The sequence below is a fragment of the Elusimicrobiota bacterium genome, from assembly GCA_016722575.1.
Taxonomy (GTDB): domain Bacteria; phylum Elusimicrobiota; class Elusimicrobia; order FEN-1173; family FEN-1173; genus JADKIY01.
The window spans coordinates 285,201-300,938 of record JADKIY010000002.1; the positions used below are offsets into that span (position 1 = coordinate 285,201).

Sequence of the window (15,738 nt, forward strand, 5' to 3'; positions counted from 1 at the left end):
ACGAAAACCGTCAGTCGATCCGCGTCTTGGGATACCACTTTTGAATCGCCGGGTTGAGCGGCCGACGCTTTTTAGTTTCCTTGCTTTTCCCCTGGTCGCTCAAGGCCGTCTGGATCCCTTTGGCCAAATCCCCCGCCGGGCCCACGCCCCAGTAGTGCACAAAGATCACTCGGGGTGTTTCCCCCGTCAGGCGGTTGTGAATGGCCGTCACATAGAGGCCCGCCTTCCGCAAATTCTTGAGCACGCCTTGAAGTTCCGACTCGTAAGCCGCCACGTCCCCATCCACCAGGGCCTTGGCGTCGGTGCCGGTGAAGGCCGCCCAGGTATTGACCCCCATGGCCTTTCCCAGGGAGTGCCCACCCATGCGCGTCGTCTTTTCGATGACGATCTTGTACACCCCGTCGATCGTTTCCCCCGTCGCGCCGAAAACGGCGTCCAAGGCCTTTCCGTCCAGAGGCGTCCCGGCCGCCTCCGGCGTGTCGGGCAGGGCGCCCTTTCCGCCGGTCGTCTCTTTTAGCTTTTCAAAAACTTTCCCCACGGCCGCCGCCATGGCCTCCGCGTCGCCCATCCCGCCGATGTGCATGAACATCCCCCGGGGCGCCTCCCAGAGAAAATGGTTATTCAGCGCCGTCACTTCCAACCCGTAGTCCAGCGCCGCGCTCATCACCGGGTTCACCTGGTCCTCCGCCAGCACCAGGTCGCCCATGACCGCCACGCGGTTCCCCATGGGCGTAAAGGCCACCCAGGCCATCAGGCCCTGGGCGGGGCTCAATTTCACGCCCGCCGCTTTGATGTCCAAATCCGTCCGGGGGAAGGTGACTTTAAAAACGTCCTCCGCCTCGTTCCAGGTGCCTTTAAGCCCCGTCCATTGCTCAATCCGGGCCGTGTCCAGCTTGGGCTCGGCCCACACCGGGGCCAATAGCGTCAGGCCCCCCAGGGCGGCGACCGCCGCTCGCAAAGTTTTTCTCACGTGTGTCTCCTTTTTCTGCTCCATCCGGCGTATTCGTCGATAAATCCGCGAACCGTCTTAATCCGCCTTTGAACCATGAACCGCAAAACGGCGGAGGGAATCAATCGCATGCCCAATTCCGGCGGCCCGGCAGGGCCGCCTTTCGTTATATGATATTCCCACAACGGGACAAATTGAACAAGGGGGCTTCACCGTGAAGAACCGCATCGCCGATCGCACGATTTTCTTTCTCGCCGCCCTTGAGATTTACGCGCCCGCGTCACTGTTCGCCGGCCCCAAGGACAATTGCCTCCCCCCCCGGGAAGCCCAAAGGCCGGCCCAAGCCCTGTCCGTGCCCGGGACTCCCTACACGGTCGACGTCTGCTACGAGCCCGAGCAAACCGTGGGCGGCCTTCTCCAGGACTCCCGAGATCGCGTTCGTCTAAAAAAGAACGGCCGCGTCGTCGCCCAGCAAATCGTCACGACCCCCGTTACCGTCGGCCGCCTGTCGGACCTCGCGCTGGAGAAGGCCACTCCCCATTACCTCGCCCTGTCCTACTCCAACTGCGAGTTCGGCAACGCCCTCGTGATTTTTAATCTCAAGATTCCCGCCGTCGCCCACCACCGCCCCTGCACCGGCGCCCCCGTGGATTGCCGCGTCGCCGACCTTCAAGATTCCGTCGCCACCGTCGAGTGCCGCGAAATCGAGGCCGAAGGCCTCCCCCCCAAAAACCCCTCCCCCATCACAACAAAGGTTGTTCTCCCGGAATAGTTCTTAGGTTCTTCGGTCCTTCGGTTCTTTGACCTTTCGGGAAGACCGTCAGATTCCAATTCAAAATCGACGTCGTGGGCCTCCCCGGCCCACACCCAGCACCGACTTCCCAGGCGCTCCGCCCTGGACCCGGGTGACTTCTCTTTTTGCTTGTCCAAAAAGAGAAGTCACCAAGAGAAAAAGACCCCCCAGACGGCCTGCGCGCGGTCTTTTTGCCGGGCCTGCGGAACTCCCCTGGCCCAAACCAGCCAGGGACGGTTAACCCTCGGCCGCCGCGGCGGCAAAAAGCCCGTGCTCGATTCGCCTCAAGGGGCCCCGAAAGTCAAAAAAGGCTTTGGGTGTTGCCTATGCCTATTTAGCTAAAATCCCCCTTGAGGCGTCATGAGCACGACGTTTTGGCCGCAGCGGCGTGGCCCGTTGTGGGACGCCCAAAAAACAGGGCGTCGGCCCTGCGGAAGAATTCAACATTCTTCTCGTCGGCAACGCCGATAGGCATTTGAGGCGTGCCGGTCCCGGTTTGGCGGCGGCAGCCGACAGGGAGCCGGGGCCGGTCTATGGCCCACGTGAGGGCCACCGGCCAAAACGGCGCGCGGAAGCCGCCTGGGGGCGGTTTTCTTTTGCCTACTTTTCTTTGGGCGGCCAAAGAAAAGTAGGTTGCCGCCGGGCAACCCCCGGCGACCTTGATTTGAAGTTTGATTGAGAAAGGACAGATCGCGTGAAAAAATATGAATGCCAGGAATGGGCCAGGGAGGCCCGCGACTTGGAATTTAATTTTGAATGGTAAACTCCGACTCCTGAAATGAGGGCTGGGAAGTTAATTGTTGGTGCGGGCATGGAAGGACCCGCGAATGATGGATTTGGTTTTATGAAAAAGGCAGGAAACTACTGGGAAATTCGAAAAGATCTTAGAGAGCGATCAAACAATTCCTTGGGCGTCCCCTCCTCCCCCGAAAACGTCTCAAAACTCAACCGGTAAATGAGCCCCCCGCCCCCCACAAAATAATCATAACTTTCCGCTTCGTCCGTCGTCGCCACCCGATAGGCCGGGGTGCCGTTGAGCGTCGTCGCCTCCGCCGAGGCGACGATTTTCGCGGGGTAAGGGTAGAGACCATCGCTCTCTTTGGGCGCGTCCTGGAGGTACCATTGCTCCGGCGTCCGCCCGTGAGGATTGTCGTAGACATGCACGGTGATCAACGTCATGCCTTTGACGGCCCCCGCCTTTTCGTTCACCTTGTAAAAGGTGACCTCAAGACTCTCGGCGATGTCCTGGGCCGTCCCTTCGGCGGTCCAGGCCGCGGGATAGTCGATGGCGTAGTGGTATTTGGTGTTTTGGTAGGTTTTAAATCGGCTTTCGGACTTCCCGCAGGCAAAGAAGGCGCCCAGGGCCAGCCCGACCATCGGGAGAGACCGGAAAAAACTATTTTTCCGAGGCAAACTTGTCCACCGCGGCCAGAAACTCTTTGTTGGTGGGGTAGGACTGCAACTCCGTCACCAACTGCTGGGCCGCGTCCACCGGGGTCATCTTGGCCAGCACCCGGCGCAACTTCCGAACCGCGCCCAGTTCCTCCGGCCCCAGCAACAATTCCTCTTTGCGCGTGCCGCTTTTGGCGATGTCGATGGCCGGGAAAATCCGCCGGGTCGAGATCTCCCGGGACAAAATGATCTCCATGTTCCCCGTGCCTTTGAACTCCTCAAAGATCACGTCGTCCATGCGGCTTCCGGTCTCCACCAGCACCGTGGCCAAAATCGTCAGGGAGCCGCCGTTTTCAATCTTTCGCGCCGCGCCGAAGATCCGCCGGGGGATCTCCATGGCCCGGGCGTCCATCCCGCCCGAGAGCGTCCGCCCGCTGGAATGCCGCTCCGCGTTGTGCACCCGCGCCAGCCGGGTCAGGGAGTCGATCACGATCATCACGTTCTGCCCCGCCCCCGCCTCCCGCACCGCCTGGCGCATCAGGGTGTCGGCCACCTGCACGTGCTGTTCCTGGGTGTTGTCCGAGGACGACGCCCGAACTTCCGCCACCACGTTGCGTTTAAAATCGGTCACTTCCTCGGGGCGCTCGTTGATCAGCAGGCAGTAAAGCTTGATGTTGGGCTGGCCCTTGGCCACCGCGTTGCAGATGTCTTTTAGGAAGGTCGTCTTGCCGGACCCCGGCGGGGCCACGATGTATCCCCGTTGCCCCATGCCGATGGGCGCCACCAAATCCATGGCCCGCACGGTCAAGGCCGAACTGCCGTCCTCCAGCCGGATGCGGGGGGACGGATCAATGGCCTGCCCGTCGTAAAAGCGGGCCTCGTTCTCGTCCCTTTTGGGAGGAGGAGGGGACCGTCGCGGGTTGTTTCGGTCGAAATTTCTGGGACGCATCATTTATCGGGTTGGATGTTTGGGTCTTCAGCGGCAACTTCGGAACTATATTACTTGTTTTTCAGAACTTCGAGAAAAGGAGTTTTGAATTTTCCCGCCCCCTCGGTCAAAATCCAATCGTTCATCAACCGCTTGATCTGCGTTTGGTAAGGCGTTCCCGCCCTTCCGGCCATTGACTTAAAAGCTTCCAACAGGGGTTCCGGCACTTTCAGGCTGATGAGCCGGCTTTTGGACGGCCGCACCGAGGCCTGCATCACCCGAAAATTCTCCAGAAACTTCAAAATCTGCTCGGGGGTCATTTCCCGGCACCGGGCCAAATATTCGGGTGAAAAATACTGAACCGGCCTCATCGGTCCAACGACTCCAGGGCTTTAATGTCTTCCAGGTCCTGGGGCCGGGCGCTCTCTTTCTTCATGGCGATCAAATCCTTCTTTGAGACCAGGGGAATTTCATCCCGGCCCCACCGCACCGCCAGGACTTTCATCTTGGCCAGATCGTGGGTGATAACGACGTCCACGATTTCCGACGGGTCCGCGGGGTTCCAAAAGCTCCAGGCCACCAAGTTCTTCCGCGCGATGTATTCCTTTCGAAAATCGAAGACTTCCCCGCCGTCACCGGCAATTTGGGTTTTAGGCCCAACGTCGCCAAGGCCTCCGCCGCCGCCACGAAATCCTTACGCCTTAATCGTAAAACCAAATCCAAATCGACGGTCCCCCGCACGGCCCCGTGCAAGGCCACGGCGTACCCTCCCACCACCCCAAAGGGCACCCCGTGTTTCTTAAAAGCCTTCGCCACCCGAGATATCAACATGGTATATATCAGTATATACCAATTACAAGTTTCGTCAACCCGAAAGCGGGGGAAATCGACCTAGGCCCGGGCCTTCCGGGCCAGGGCCCGGAGCATCCCGGCGAAGATCACCCGGTGCGCTGGATATAGGGCGTACCAATAGGCGAGCCCCGCCAACCCCCGGGGGTCAAAGATCGCCGTTTGCCGTATCACGGAACCGTCGCCTTCCGGCGTCACTTCAAATTCCAGCCAGGCCCGTCCCGGCAGGCGCATCTCGGCCGCCAGCCGCAGGCGGCGGTCCGGCTCGTAGGCCTCCACCCGCCAAAAATCCAACGCGTCCCCCACCCGCAGGGCTTCGGGGTCCCGCCGCCCCCGGCGCAGTCCGGGCCCGCCCGCCAAGCGGTCCCAAAACCCCCTCAAGACCCAAAGCGCGTTGGCGTAGTACCACCCGCGATCCCCGCCGATCCGCCGGATGGGCCGAAAGGCTCTTTCCGGCGGCACCGGCACCCGCCGGGTCCGGGTGTCCACCAGCCGGTTGCCCAGCCGCGCGTGGGACGCCTCCGGAACCCCCAGGGAGGAAAAGGCGTCGGACCACCGGGTCTCGGCAAATTGGCGCTCTTCGTTTCGTAGCGCCAGGGCCATGGCCTCCCGCACGCCCCCGGGCCGCACGTCAAAGTCCCGCCGGGCGGCGTCGTCCCGCACCACGGTCGGATGGCGAATGCTTTCTATCAGCTTCCGGCCGATCCGGGCAAAAAGCGGCGTCACCAGCCCCAACCACAGGCTGGAAAGCCACGGGGTCAAAACCGGCACCGGGATCATCCAGCGTTTGAGCCCCCGCTGGCGCGCGTATTCCCGCATGAGGTCCGCGTAGGACATCCGGTCTTCCCCGCCGATCTCGTAAATCCGGCTTTGGGTCAGAGGCGCCGTCAGGGCCGCCATCAAATAGGCCAACAGGTCTTCAATGCCGATGGGTTGGGCCTCCACCGTCACCCAGCGCGGCGTGACCATGACCGGCAGCCGCTCCACCAGCGAGCGGATCATTTCAAAGGACAAACTGCCCGATCCCAACACGATTGACGCCCGAAACTCCAACACCGGCACGCCCGACTCCCGCAACAACCGCCCCACCTCCTGCCGGCTCCGCAAATGGGGCGACAGCCCGGGCCCCTCTTCCCCCAACCCGCCCAGGTAAATGATCCGCTTCACCCCCGCCCGCTTGGCCGCCTCGCCGAAGAGACGCGCCTGCCGACGGTCCTGCTCCTCGAAATCCACCGCGTTGCCCATGGAGTGGATCAAATAGTACGCCGCCTCTACCCTCGCCAGGGCCTTGTCCAGCGCCGCCGGGTCCAGGGCGTCCCCGGCCACCACCTCCACCCCGGGCACGAGGCGCGAGGCCAGGGCCTCCGGCCGCCGCGCCAAACAACGAACCTCGCGCCCGACCTTGCAAAGGGAATTCAACAACCGCCCCCCCACATACCCCGTGGCCCCCGTCAGAAGAATCAAATGGTCGCTCCCTTTGGTGTCATTGCCTTTCCTTTAAACAAAATAAACGAACTTCCGAGAAGCCCGCCGCGTGTTTGCTCACGGCCCGGGTCTTCGGAAGTTTTCGATGGGTCGGGGCCCCTCCGGGGCCCCGGCTGATTATTTTTTCGTATTGGGGCTGTTCATAACCTCCATGAGGATGTTCAACAGGTTCTGCCTTTTCATGGTCTCGCTGGTTTGTCCTTTTTCCTTTTCTCCCGCTTTTTCGTCGGAATTGTTGACCTTGCCGGTCTCATCGCCGTCTCTCATCATGGGAAGCAACTCCTTAAAACAGAATTGTTCTACCCCAAAGGGCTCGACGGCCTAACCCTTGGACCCGCGCACCAACCCCGCCAAACCGGCCGCGGCCGACAGCGCCCCGCCGATCAACAACCAAATCGATTTGTTCGTGGGCGACCCCGTGAAGAACCGCGACACGTCCGACCCAAAGGAATCCGACGCCTTGAGCCCATAAACGATCAACACCACCCCCACCGCCAACAGCGCCACCGAAAGACCTCTGTTCACACGACCCCCTTCATTTCAATTTGGCGGGAAGCTGCTCCCGGTTTTTAGCGATCCGCGCTTGCAACTCCTTGTTGTCCGCGGGGGCCGATTCCTCCGCCGCTTTCTGGGCGATCCTGGCCTCCAGCACCCGCCCCTCCCGGAGGTAAAGCTCCGTCAGGGTTTCCAAAACATAGGGCCGCAGGGGCCCGCCCTGTTCCAGGGCCCTTTCCGCGTAACGTTCCGCCTTGTCCAAATTTTTTCCCACCGTGAGATACACCATGGCCAGGTTGTTGTTGGCGGCGGCGTCCCGGGGGTCCAGCCGCCGGGCCCGCCGGTAATGGGTTTCGGCCTTGGCCATGTCGCCGGCGGCAAAGGCCAGGTTCCCCAGGGCCAGATGGCCCGGCAGATATTTCCGGTCCGCCTTGATCGCCGCTTCGTACTGGGCGGCGGCGTTGTCCGCCTGGCCCTGGGCTTCGTACACCGCGCCCAACTGCAGGTGTTGCCGGGGCGTCAGAGGGTCCGCGTGCCGCGCCATCTGGGGGAAGGTCGCGCAGGCCGGCAACAAAACCGCCAATAGCCAAACTTTTTCAAGGCCCCGCATGGAGAGACTCCTGGTCCCGGTCCGGCGGCAAAATCAGAAGGGTCGTCTGTTGGGTCTTTTTCCAGTTCCGCCAAAAGCTTCCGTAGCGCATAAACTTGTTTTTCGACAGGCCGGAATGCACGTAAAATCCCTGCCGCACCTCGTCAAACCCGCTCACCACCACAAAATGCCCCATGGGGGCGAACAAAAACCCCCGGTTCAAAAAAGCCACCAGTGGGTGCCCGCGGGACAGTTCGACTTTGACGTCCTCCAAACTTCCGTTGTAGAGGTGGGCCTTAAAGCCGCGGTTTTGCGCCGCCAGCATCAGATCCATGGGCAAACTGCCCTTGACCTGGGCCAAATAGATTTCGCTTTTCAGGTCCCCCGGCGCCGTGGGCGTCCCCCAAAAACTGAGCACGCTGGCCAGGGAAGAGGGCCCGCATTGGTCCGTGTTGTCCGGGAAGAAGGGCACGCTCAGCAACCGCTGATCGGTGACCCGCACGTCCGGGTCCCGCGTGGGGGCGTTGTTCACCCCGGCGCCGGCGCAACCCGCCGCCAACGTCCCCAGGATTACACCCCGGGCCCACCGCACGGAACCGCCCAATTTCAAGGAACCCTCCCCGACGTTATATGCGCCGGAACAAATACAGGAACAATGCCACCAACACCGCCACCAAGAGCACCGTAATCACCAACCCGCCGCCGTCACCGCCCGCGCTCACGGTCTGTATCCGGCTCGCCGTTTGGTGCAACTGCGCGTCCGAGAGCTTGCTCAACCGCGCCTCAATCTGCGCCGGGGTGAGCTTCATCTCCGCCAATCTCTGCCGAACGATTTGGGATTCCAAGGCCGTCTGAATGGTCTTTAGATCCGCCGCCCGCGCGTCCGTGGTTTGGCCGATTTCCCCCCGGTCCAGGACCGGCGCAATCATCGCCCAGCCCTTGGGCGTCAGGGTAAAGGCCAAGGTCGTCGCAACCGCCAACGCCCCCGCCAACGACTTCATCGAAAACGAACACTTCTTCTTCATAGGAGCCTCCTCAATCGACTCTTTGCCCCCAATAGGACCCCAATCCCCCACCCCAGGTAACCTCTCGTTTTGCTCCTTCCCCCCGCCCGTCAATCCGGCAAGCCTCTGGCGGGAATCCAGGGGGGCCGCCGCTTTTCTCTTTAATCTCAAACCCCAATCCCACCCCAAGGAACCTTCCGTTCTTTCCTTCCCCCCTTGAGAGGGAACGAATGGATGGGGGGTGCGGTACCCTTTCTCTTTAATTTGAAACTTCCAGGCGCTTCTTATTAACAGGCTCGCCTATCCCCCCCCCGTCATTCCGGCATGCCCCTGGCCGGAATCCAGGGGTTCTCATTGATCGTTGAAAAATCCGGATTTTGGAAAGAATCCCTCCGGAATATCGAACGAAGAAGTTTTTCAGTGCACTGTCGTTTCATCGTCGTGGGCCTTCCCGGCCCGCGCCCGGCCATTCGAAGTCACCGGGGGTTGCCCGCCTCAGCACCTCGGGTGCCCCCGGGGTCGGAAGCTTTGCGACCGACCGTCAGCAACCACCTTTCCGATGGCCGCTCAAAGAAAAGCAGGCGAAATAAAACCGCCCCCAGGCGGCTTCCCGGCGAACTTTTTGCCGGATTTCCGGAACTCCCCTGCCCCAAACGAGCCCGGGGCGTCGAACCCTCGGCCGCGGCGCGTCCTGTTGCGGGGCACCTCAAGCAATGCACGCCGCCCTTCCGGTTCCACCGCAAAACCTTGTGGCAATCCTCTGGTTTTTTCCTGCGTTAAGATTTCCCGGAACCAAATATCACTCACAATTGCCAAAAAACCGCCGGGGGATTATACTTACGCGGTGACTGGATCGGGATCGTCGAGAGGGGGTTTCCCCTCCGATGGATCGTCGACGGCCGAGGTGGAGGATCGGGACCGCGAGGGACCGGCCGGGGGGGATCCCCCATCGATCTCGGCCACAAAGGGCCGTCGCGGGTCTTGAAGGCTCTGGACGGTTTTTCCCTGTGGGGGAGAGAGGATTGAGATGCCCGGAGAAAGGTCCTTCCGAAAAGTTTTTCTGGTTTTTTCCTTGGCCTATCCCCTTGCTTCGCCCGGGGTTTACGGGGCGTTTTCCGAGGGGTTCCCGGGACCGTTGGCCCAGGGAGCCATCGGCGTTGGGTCGGCCCGTTCGGAAAATGGGTTAAGCGTTTTCGTCAACCCCGCGACGTTGGCCGGCTTTGATCGCCCGATCGCGACTTTGTTTTACGAGCGGCCTTTTTCCGTGCCGGGCGTCAACGTGTCGAATCAAATGGCGGGGGTTTCTTTTCCGCTTTCGCCCGCCTGGTCGTTGGGAGCCGGGGGACGCTTCTACGAGGCCGCCGGGATATATGCCGAACAGGAAGGGGTGTTGGGTCTGGCCTGGCAAGTCCAACCGCGGGTCTCGGTGGGGCTCAGCGGATCGACCTTGCGAAATCATTTTATCGGGGATCCGGAAAACCCCACCATCGCTTCCGCCCGATCCCACAGCGCCCCGGCGGTCAACCTGGGGGTTTTGTGGCGTTTTTCCCCCCGCGTCAGTTTGGCCTTGGCCGGCCACCGGGTCAACCGGCCCGATGTGGGGATACTTCAAACGGAAAAACTTCCCGTGCGTTGGGTCGGCGGGTTCGACTATCACCTCGCCAAGGCCGCCTTTCAAGCCGAACTTGTCCGGGGCGGCCTCGACGCCCGCTCGGACGGGCCGCCAACGACCGACTGGGCCCTCGGGGCGGAATGGCGGCCCCTTTCCCCCACCCGATTGAGGGTGGTGGCCACCGAGAACAAGCTCTCGGGAGGCGTCGCGGTGTTCTGGAAGAACCTGCGCCTGGAATACGCCGCTTTTCTTTCGGACTCTTCATCGACGGATCTCGGGGCCGCGCAACGCGTGTCCATGTCCTGGTCCTTCGGGGCTCTTCGCTCCCCGTCTCCCGCTCCCGCGACCGCCGGCCAGGGTGGCCGTCCCACTCCAAAAATCGAGGGCCGTTCCTCCCCCTCCCAAACCCGCGTTCCAGCCCCCAAGGGGCTGTCCACGTCGCCGGCCAAAAAACCCGCGGCGCCGCCGCCCCCGCCGCCAAAAAAGATGGCTCCCAAAAGCCGGAAGCTCCACTTATGAACCGGCGTTTTCTTTTCTTCCTCGGCTTGGCGGGATGGGCCGGCGCGACCGCCCGTTCGGCCACCTATTACGTGGAGGCGGCGCGGGGCAACGACGCCTGGGCCGGGACGGTCGCCAACGGCGGGTTTCTCCCGAGCGGATGCGAGTCGGATGGGAACACCTCCGACTGCGCCAACGGCCCCTGGAAAACGCTGGCCAGAGCGAACGCCGCTCCGCTGAACCCCGGCGATTCGGTGTTGTTAAAGCGGGGCGAGGTGTGGAGAGAGCCGCTTGTCGTGGGGCGGTCCGGAAACGCGTCTTCCCCCATCACGTTCGGCGCCTACGGATCCGGCTCTTTGCCGAGGATCATCGCGTCCACCCGCGTCACGGGGTGGACGCTGGCTTCCGGAAATATCTACTGGGCCGCCGTCCCGGGCGAGGTCAATCAAGTCCTTGTCGATGACGACGCTTTGGAAGAGGCCTATGAACCGAACGGAGACTTTTTTTATGCCGACGCCACCCACGCCACCGACCCCAATCAACGGATCATCGACAACGACATGGCGATCTCCGCCGGCGTTTTGACGGGGGCCCGTGTGATAATGAAGACGCTCCCCTGGGCCTACGAGACCAAAGTGGTTCAATCCTACGCGGCGGGCTCCCACACCCTCACTCTTGATTCACCGACGTCCGATCCGATCACGACGGGCGTCGGGTACCGCCTTATTGGCAAAATAGATTTTTTGAATCGGGCGGGGGAATGGGTCTACGATTCCTCCGCCGGCCGTTTGTATGTGTGGTTAAAGGACAGCGCCTCCCCCGCGGGCCATCGGGTGGAAATGAACGGGACGGCCGTCGGCATTGAGATCGAAGGGAGAAATTACATAACCGTGCAAGATCTGGCGGTGGAGGGGGCTTCGGACAGCGGGATCCACGTCAAATACTCGGCTTCCGGGAACGCGACCGTCCATACCGAAATTAAAAGAGTCGCTTTAACCTCCTGTTGGATCGGGGTTCGCGTTGAGGGGGGCAATTTAAAAGTGGAAAATTTCGTTTTGCAAGATTCCCTCATTCAAAAATGCGCCAAGGCGGGGTTAAGCTTGATTTACGTCAACGGAGGGACGATTACTGGAAACCGAGTGGAAGACACGGGGCAAAACACCTCGGGTTCATACCAGATCGGGATTGAAATGATCAATTTGCAAAATGGCGTCGTTTCGGGGAACACCGTTCTGCGAAGCGGTTGGTGCGGGATAAGCGCTGTGGGCGATAATTTGACCATCGATTCCAATCGAATTGAAGATTCTTGTTTGTTCTCCACCGACTGCGGCGCCATTTATACCGGATCGGCCAAAGATGTCCGGGACCACCCCTACCACGCCACCCCGCCGGGGATACGCATCAGCCATAACTTCATTCGCCGCTGCCCCGGGTATTGGGCGGGTTCGACGGTGGATCATTCCCAAGCGGAGGGCATCTATTTGGACAACGAATCCACCCAGTACACCGTCGAAAACAACGCCATCCTTGACGTCGGAGATTGCGGGATTCAACTTCACGACGCCTACAACAACGTGGTCCGGAACAACGTCGTTTTTGGCGGCCGACGGGGCGCTTTGCGTTTCATTGAAGACGACAACCTCGTGTACGGGGATGGGGGCGCCGCGGGGTTTGCGACCAACAATTCCGTCCATGACAATCTTTTGTTAAACGACGTCTCCGCCGAAAATCCAACGGTCATGATCTTCGGATTTTTGGGAAGCCTCCGGGTGGGGGCTCTCGATCACAACGTTTACGGGCAACTCTACACGGATCAATTCGCCTCCAGTTACATTCCCGACGGTTTAACCGGCGGCCCCCCGTCGGTCTATTACAGCTTGTCCAAATGGCGGTCCGAGCTGATGCAAGACGCCCATTCCCTGTGGTTGGGCGACTGGTATCAAGCGGAAAAATATCGAAACACGGCCGTGCTGGGCCCCAGCCTGATTTCGAACGGAACGTTCAATGCCGGGATTTCTTCTTGGTCGCGATATCCCGGGAGCGCCGTCATTGACTGGGATTCCTCGGCCGGAGGGGTTCAACCCGGCAGTCTCCGCATGACCTACGACACGGCCACCGACGGCGCGATGACCAACAGCGGCTCCTTTTCTTTGATCGCGGGCGTGACCTACGAACTGAAATACACCGCTCGGGCTCTTTCCAACACCACGCTGACCCCCACGTTGCGGTTGGCGGCGGACCCCTACACCGTCCACGCCCAATTTCGCACCGTGGCCGCCCCCTCCTGGAAAACGTTCGCCTTCCACTTTACCCCCTCCGTGAACTTGCCCAACACGCGTTTGGATTTCGAGTCCCCCGGAGGAATGGCGACCGCCTACTGGCTGGACGATGTTCAGCTGGTCCCCGTCACCGCCGTGCTCAACGACCCGTTGAAGGCGATGCGGGTGCTTGCCAACGACACCGACACCCCCCAATCCTTCCCGCTCTCCGGTCGCGCCGCCGATGTCTCGGGAACGATCGTGGATTCCGCCGTCCTCCTTCCTCCGTGGACCATCAAACCCCTCCTCTTCCCCTACGACAACGCGGACGGCGCGTGCAACAACCGGGAAACCCACGCCACCGCCCCCGGGGATTGCGCGGTCGGCGAGCAGGGGCCCGATGTCGATGACCGCGTTCCCCCGGGCCCTCCGTCCTCGCTCAAAGCGACGGTCCATTCCTCCACGCAGATTTCGCTTGTTTGGGGGGCGGCGGTCGACGACCGAATCGTTCGCGGCTACCGGGTGTCGCGAAACGGCGCTTTGCTGGGCGAAGCGGCGGGACTGTCTTTCGCGGACAGCGGTTTGACGCCCGGGAAAGTCTATTTTTACAGCGTGGCAGCGGTGGACGAGGGAAACAACCTGTCGGAGCCGGCGACCCTGGTGGCCGCGACGTGGCCCACCGACGCCGACCCCGCCGTCTTGAAATCGACCCGCAAGGTCGTCACCCCCGGGGCCGGGGCGTCGACCGACGGCGCCGTCTTCGGCGCCAACGCCCGCCGCTTGGAGGTGTTCACCGCCCGCGGCGACAAGGTCTTCGAGTCCTCCTCCGATGGCGCCGCCCCCCTGCACTGGGAAGGCCAGGACGGCGGCGGAGCCCCGGTCGTCTCCGGGGCCTACCTCGTCGTCGTCACCGACGCCCAGGGCCGCCAGGAGTTCCAGGTCATCGCCGTTGAACACTAAACCCCGAGGGAACGCCTCAAGGGGGTTTTTAGCTACATAGGACCTGGAGGGGACGCAGCATACTAATTAACTTTAAGCGGGGATTTCGGGGACAGTCATTATTCCCCCATTGCCGAATTTACAGGGTGGAGAAACGGTTTGCCGAAGCTTTATGGCAAAACAAACGACGGGTCCCGCCGACCGTCTTCGTCCAGCCGCATGAAGGTGAACACCCGCCGGCCGAAGAGGTATTGCATCGTGGTGAATTGCCCGGCCACCAGTATCTTGCCGTCCTCCCCCACCTGCACGGCGGTCAGCACCGGAGAGATCCCGTGGGAGTCCCGGTTCGGCAAAAAGGCCGGGTCAAAGCGCCCGTCGGGCAAAAACCGCACCAACCCCGCCGGGTGGCCCACGGCGTTTTTAAGCCGCCCCAGGGCCAGCACCTTTCCGTCCTTCTGCACCTCTAAGTCTTTTACCAAGGTGCCGTAAGCGGGCGGACCAAAAGAAGGATCCGTCCGGCCGTTTTCCAATAGGCGCATCAACCCGGCCGGGGTTCCGGGCCCGGGCGTCGCAACAATATATAAGGCGTCGTCCGGCGCGCAGCGGAAGTTTCTTATTGCCAGGTCCTCCGGCGGAGTGAAGGTCGCGTCCAAGCTTCCGTCGGGGTTGAAGGCCACCAGCCGCCCCACCGGCGCGCCGGAGCTTTTTTCCACCAAAGCGAACACCCGGCCGTCGCTCCCCACCCCCACCACCGAGCACCGCGCCGCGCCCCACCGGGCCTCCAGGTCCGCGTTGGCCCGCTGGGTAAATTCTTCGTCGATCAACCCGCTGGGCTTCAGCCGCACGATCGCCATGGGGGCCATGCCCACAAAGCGCACCTCGTTGGAAAACACCAGCCGCCCGTCGGATTGAAACACCATGTGGTCCGGGGAATAGGGCGGGTGCGCCGGGTCGCCCACCACCTGGGCGAACTGGGCGTCGATCTGCCCGTTGGGCAGTATCCGCGTGGGCGGCGATCCGCCGGAAAGCCCCACGTTCACGTAGGTGTTCCCCGAAAGGGCCACCAACACCCGGGGGCGGGAAAAGAGAACCGGGAAGTCCGGGAATCGCGGAAAGGACTCGTCAAAATGCCCGTCGGAAGTCAGTCGCAACAATCCCGGCGCGGGCATCCCGCCGTACCATTGAAACCCCCCGGCCGCCGTGATGTTGCCCCGAAGGTCCGTGGCCAGGGAAAAGGGCGGCACGTCGAACCCGTAGAGCCCCTGGACAAACCCGGTGCCCGCGTCCTCCGGGTCCGTCCCGGTCTGCTTCCGATAGAATTCCAACCGTCGCCGGCGGTCTTCCCGCACGGTCAGGTCCGCCGACACCCGCGCCACGAAGGCCGGCCCGGTGTAGACCACCCAAAACGCTAAAAGAAGAATCGTCCCGTATCGAAGGGGCGGCCACTTGTGCCACAGCATGAGCGGCACCCGCACCCCGTGGAAGCACACGGCGAACCCGGCCCCCGCCAGGGCGAAGACGATGGCGAAGTTGGTGATTTCCGGCGGCGGAAAACACGGCCGCCCCTGCCACCACTGGGCCAGGGTGACGAGCCCCACCACCAGCGGCCCCCCCCAGAGCACGGCCGTGACCACCATGTCGGACAGGGTGATCCCCAGGGAGGCTTCCCCCTGGGCCTCGCCGCGAAAGATCGTCACAAAGGCGCCCAGGGCGATCAGAACGATCACCGTCGGAATCAGGAATTGTTGGGTTTGAACCCGAAGGCCGGCGGGGTCGGTGTGGCCGGCCAAGCCGGTGAAAAGGGCGACGGCGATCCCCCCGGTAAAGAAAGCCCAGGGCACCGCGCTGCGTTGAAAGGAAAAGATGCGACCGATCATGGTCCAGGCTCTCCGTAATCCGCGAAGTGTCTCGCCGCTCTCCGACCGCCGTCGTCGGAATTATCCAATT

The 15,738-nt window shown here is 61.9% G+C and carries 15 protein-coding genes; 3 read left to right on the plus strand and 12 right to left on the minus strand.

The features are described from left to right. Positions 1–10: 10 nt before the first annotated feature. A complete protein-coding gene (locus IPP68_04850) occupies positions 11–970 on the minus strand; it encodes a DUF1259 domain-containing protein (protein ID MBL0349686.1) in 960 nt (319 codons plus the stop codon). 193 nt (positions 971–1,163) lie between these two features. Between IPP68_04850 and IPP68_04855 the strand changes: the two genes are divergently transcribed. Beyond that, positions 1,164–1,721: a hypothetical protein gene (locus tag IPP68_04855; GenBank protein ID MBL0349687.1), complete on the plus strand. Its 558-nt coding sequence runs from the start codon at positions 1,164–1,166 to the stop codon at positions 1,719–1,721. An 882-nt stretch (positions 1,722–2,603) separates the two neighbouring features. Here IPP68_04855 and IPP68_04860 read toward each other — a convergent pair. The 10 genes from IPP68_04860 to IPP68_04905 all read right to left on the minus strand — a co-directional run bounded on the left by IPP68_04860 (position 2,604) and on the right by IPP68_04905 (position 8,505). After that, positions 2,604–3,155, minus strand: a complete 552-nt coding sequence (locus tag IPP68_04860) for a hypothetical protein (GenBank protein ID MBL0349688.1) — start codon at positions 3,153–3,155, stop codon at positions 2,604–2,606. Further along, positions 3,139–4,086, minus strand: a complete 948-nt coding sequence (rho, locus tag IPP68_04865) for a transcription termination factor Rho (protein MBL0349689.1) — start codon at positions 4,084–4,086, stop codon at positions 3,139–3,141. The genes IPP68_04860 and rho overlap by 17 nt, the downstream gene beginning before the upstream one ends. Before the next feature lie 47 nt (positions 4,087–4,133). Continuing rightward, entirely contained in the window at positions 4,134–4,433 is a 300-nt protein-coding gene (locus tag IPP68_04870; protein ID MBL0349690.1) for a hypothetical protein, read from the minus strand. Beyond that, entirely contained in the window at positions 4,430–4,642 is a 213-nt protein-coding gene (locus IPP68_04875) for a hypothetical protein (protein MBL0349691.1), read from the minus strand. Before IPP68_04875 ends, IPP68_04870 begins: the two co-directional genes overlap by 4 nt. Positions 4,643–4,953: 311 nt before the next feature. After that, complete coding sequence (locus IPP68_04880) at positions 4,954–6,375, minus strand: SDR family oxidoreductase (protein MBL0349692.1); 1,422 nt, start codon at positions 6,373–6,375, stop codon at positions 4,954–4,956. A 138-nt stretch (positions 6,376–6,513) separates the two neighbouring features. After that, positions 6,514–6,666: a hypothetical protein gene (locus IPP68_04885; GenBank protein MBL0349693.1), complete on the minus strand. Its 153-nt coding sequence runs from the start codon at positions 6,664–6,666 to the stop codon at positions 6,514–6,516. A 51-nt stretch (positions 6,667–6,717) separates the two neighbouring features. Continuing rightward, positions 6,718–6,921, minus strand: a complete 204-nt coding sequence (locus IPP68_04890; GenBank protein ID MBL0349694.1) for a DUF3185 family protein — start codon at positions 6,919–6,921, stop codon at positions 6,718–6,720. Between the two features lie 10 nt (positions 6,922–6,931). Then, positions 6,932–7,501 (minus strand): tetratricopeptide repeat protein, encoded by a 570-nt coding sequence (locus IPP68_04895; protein ID MBL0349695.1) that lies wholly within the window; start codon positions 7,499–7,501, stop codon positions 6,932–6,934. After that, complete coding sequence (locus IPP68_04900; GenBank protein MBL0349696.1) at positions 7,488–8,090, minus strand: C39 family peptidase; 603 nt, start codon at positions 8,088–8,090, stop codon at positions 7,488–7,490. Before IPP68_04900 ends, IPP68_04895 begins: the two co-directional genes overlap by 14 nt. 16 nt (positions 8,091–8,106) lie before the next feature. Then, on the minus strand, positions 8,107–8,505 hold the full coding sequence (locus tag IPP68_04905; GenBank protein ID MBL0349697.1) for a PA2779 family protein: 399 nt from the start codon (positions 8,503–8,505) through the stop codon (positions 8,107–8,109). A 1,051-nt stretch (positions 8,506–9,556) separates the two neighbouring features. On the opposite strand from IPP68_04905, the gene IPP68_04910 reads away from it, so the two are divergent. Continuing rightward, positions 9,557–10,615: a hypothetical protein gene (locus IPP68_04910; GenBank protein MBL0349698.1), complete on the plus strand. Its 1,059-nt coding sequence runs from the start codon at positions 9,557–9,559 to the stop codon at positions 10,613–10,615. After that, positions 10,612–13,812 (plus strand): right-handed parallel beta-helix repeat-containing protein, encoded by a 3,201-nt coding sequence (locus tag IPP68_04915; protein MBL0349699.1) that lies wholly within the window; start codon positions 10,612–10,614, stop codon positions 13,810–13,812. Before IPP68_04910 ends, IPP68_04915 begins: the two co-directional genes overlap by 4 nt. Positions 13,813–13,961: 149 nt before the next feature. Here the strand turns inward: IPP68_04915 and IPP68_04920 are convergent, their stop codons facing one another. Next, complete coding sequence (locus IPP68_04920; GenBank protein MBL0349700.1) at positions 13,962–15,668, minus strand: delta-60 repeat domain-containing protein; 1,707 nt, start codon at positions 15,666–15,668, stop codon at positions 13,962–13,964. Positions 15,669–15,738: the final 70 nt, after the last annotated feature.

What these genes read in the sequence shown, in the direction of transcription:
- IPP68_04920 (MBL0349700.1), bottom strand. Translation starts at nt 15,668, where the DNA reads ATGATCGGTCGCATCTTTTCCTTTCAACGCAGCGCGGTGCCCTGGGCT.
- IPP68_04885 (MBL0349693.1), bottom strand. Translation starts at nt 6,666, where the DNA reads ATGATGAGAGACGGCGATGAGACCGGCAAGGTCAACAATTCCGACGAA.
- IPP68_04870 (MBL0349690.1), bottom strand. Translation starts at nt 4,433, where the DNA reads ATGAGGCCGGTTCAGTATTTTTCACCCGAATATTTGGCCCGGTGCCGG.
- IPP68_04905 (MBL0349697.1), bottom strand. Translation starts at nt 8,505, where the DNA reads ATGAAGAAGAAGTGTTCGTTTTCGATGAAGTCGTTGGCGGGGGCGTTG.
- IPP68_04895 (MBL0349695.1), bottom strand. Translation starts at nt 7,501, where the DNA reads ATGCGGGGCCTTGAAAAAGTTTGGCTATTGGCGGTTTTGTTGCCGGCC.
- IPP68_04915 (MBL0349699.1), top strand. Translation starts at nt 10,612, where the DNA reads ATGAACCGGCGTTTTCTTTTCTTCCTCGGCTTGGCGGGATGGGCCGGC.
- rho (MBL0349689.1), bottom strand. Translation starts at nt 4,086, where the DNA reads ATGATGCGTCCCAGAAATTTCGACCGAAACAACCCGCGACGGTCCCCT.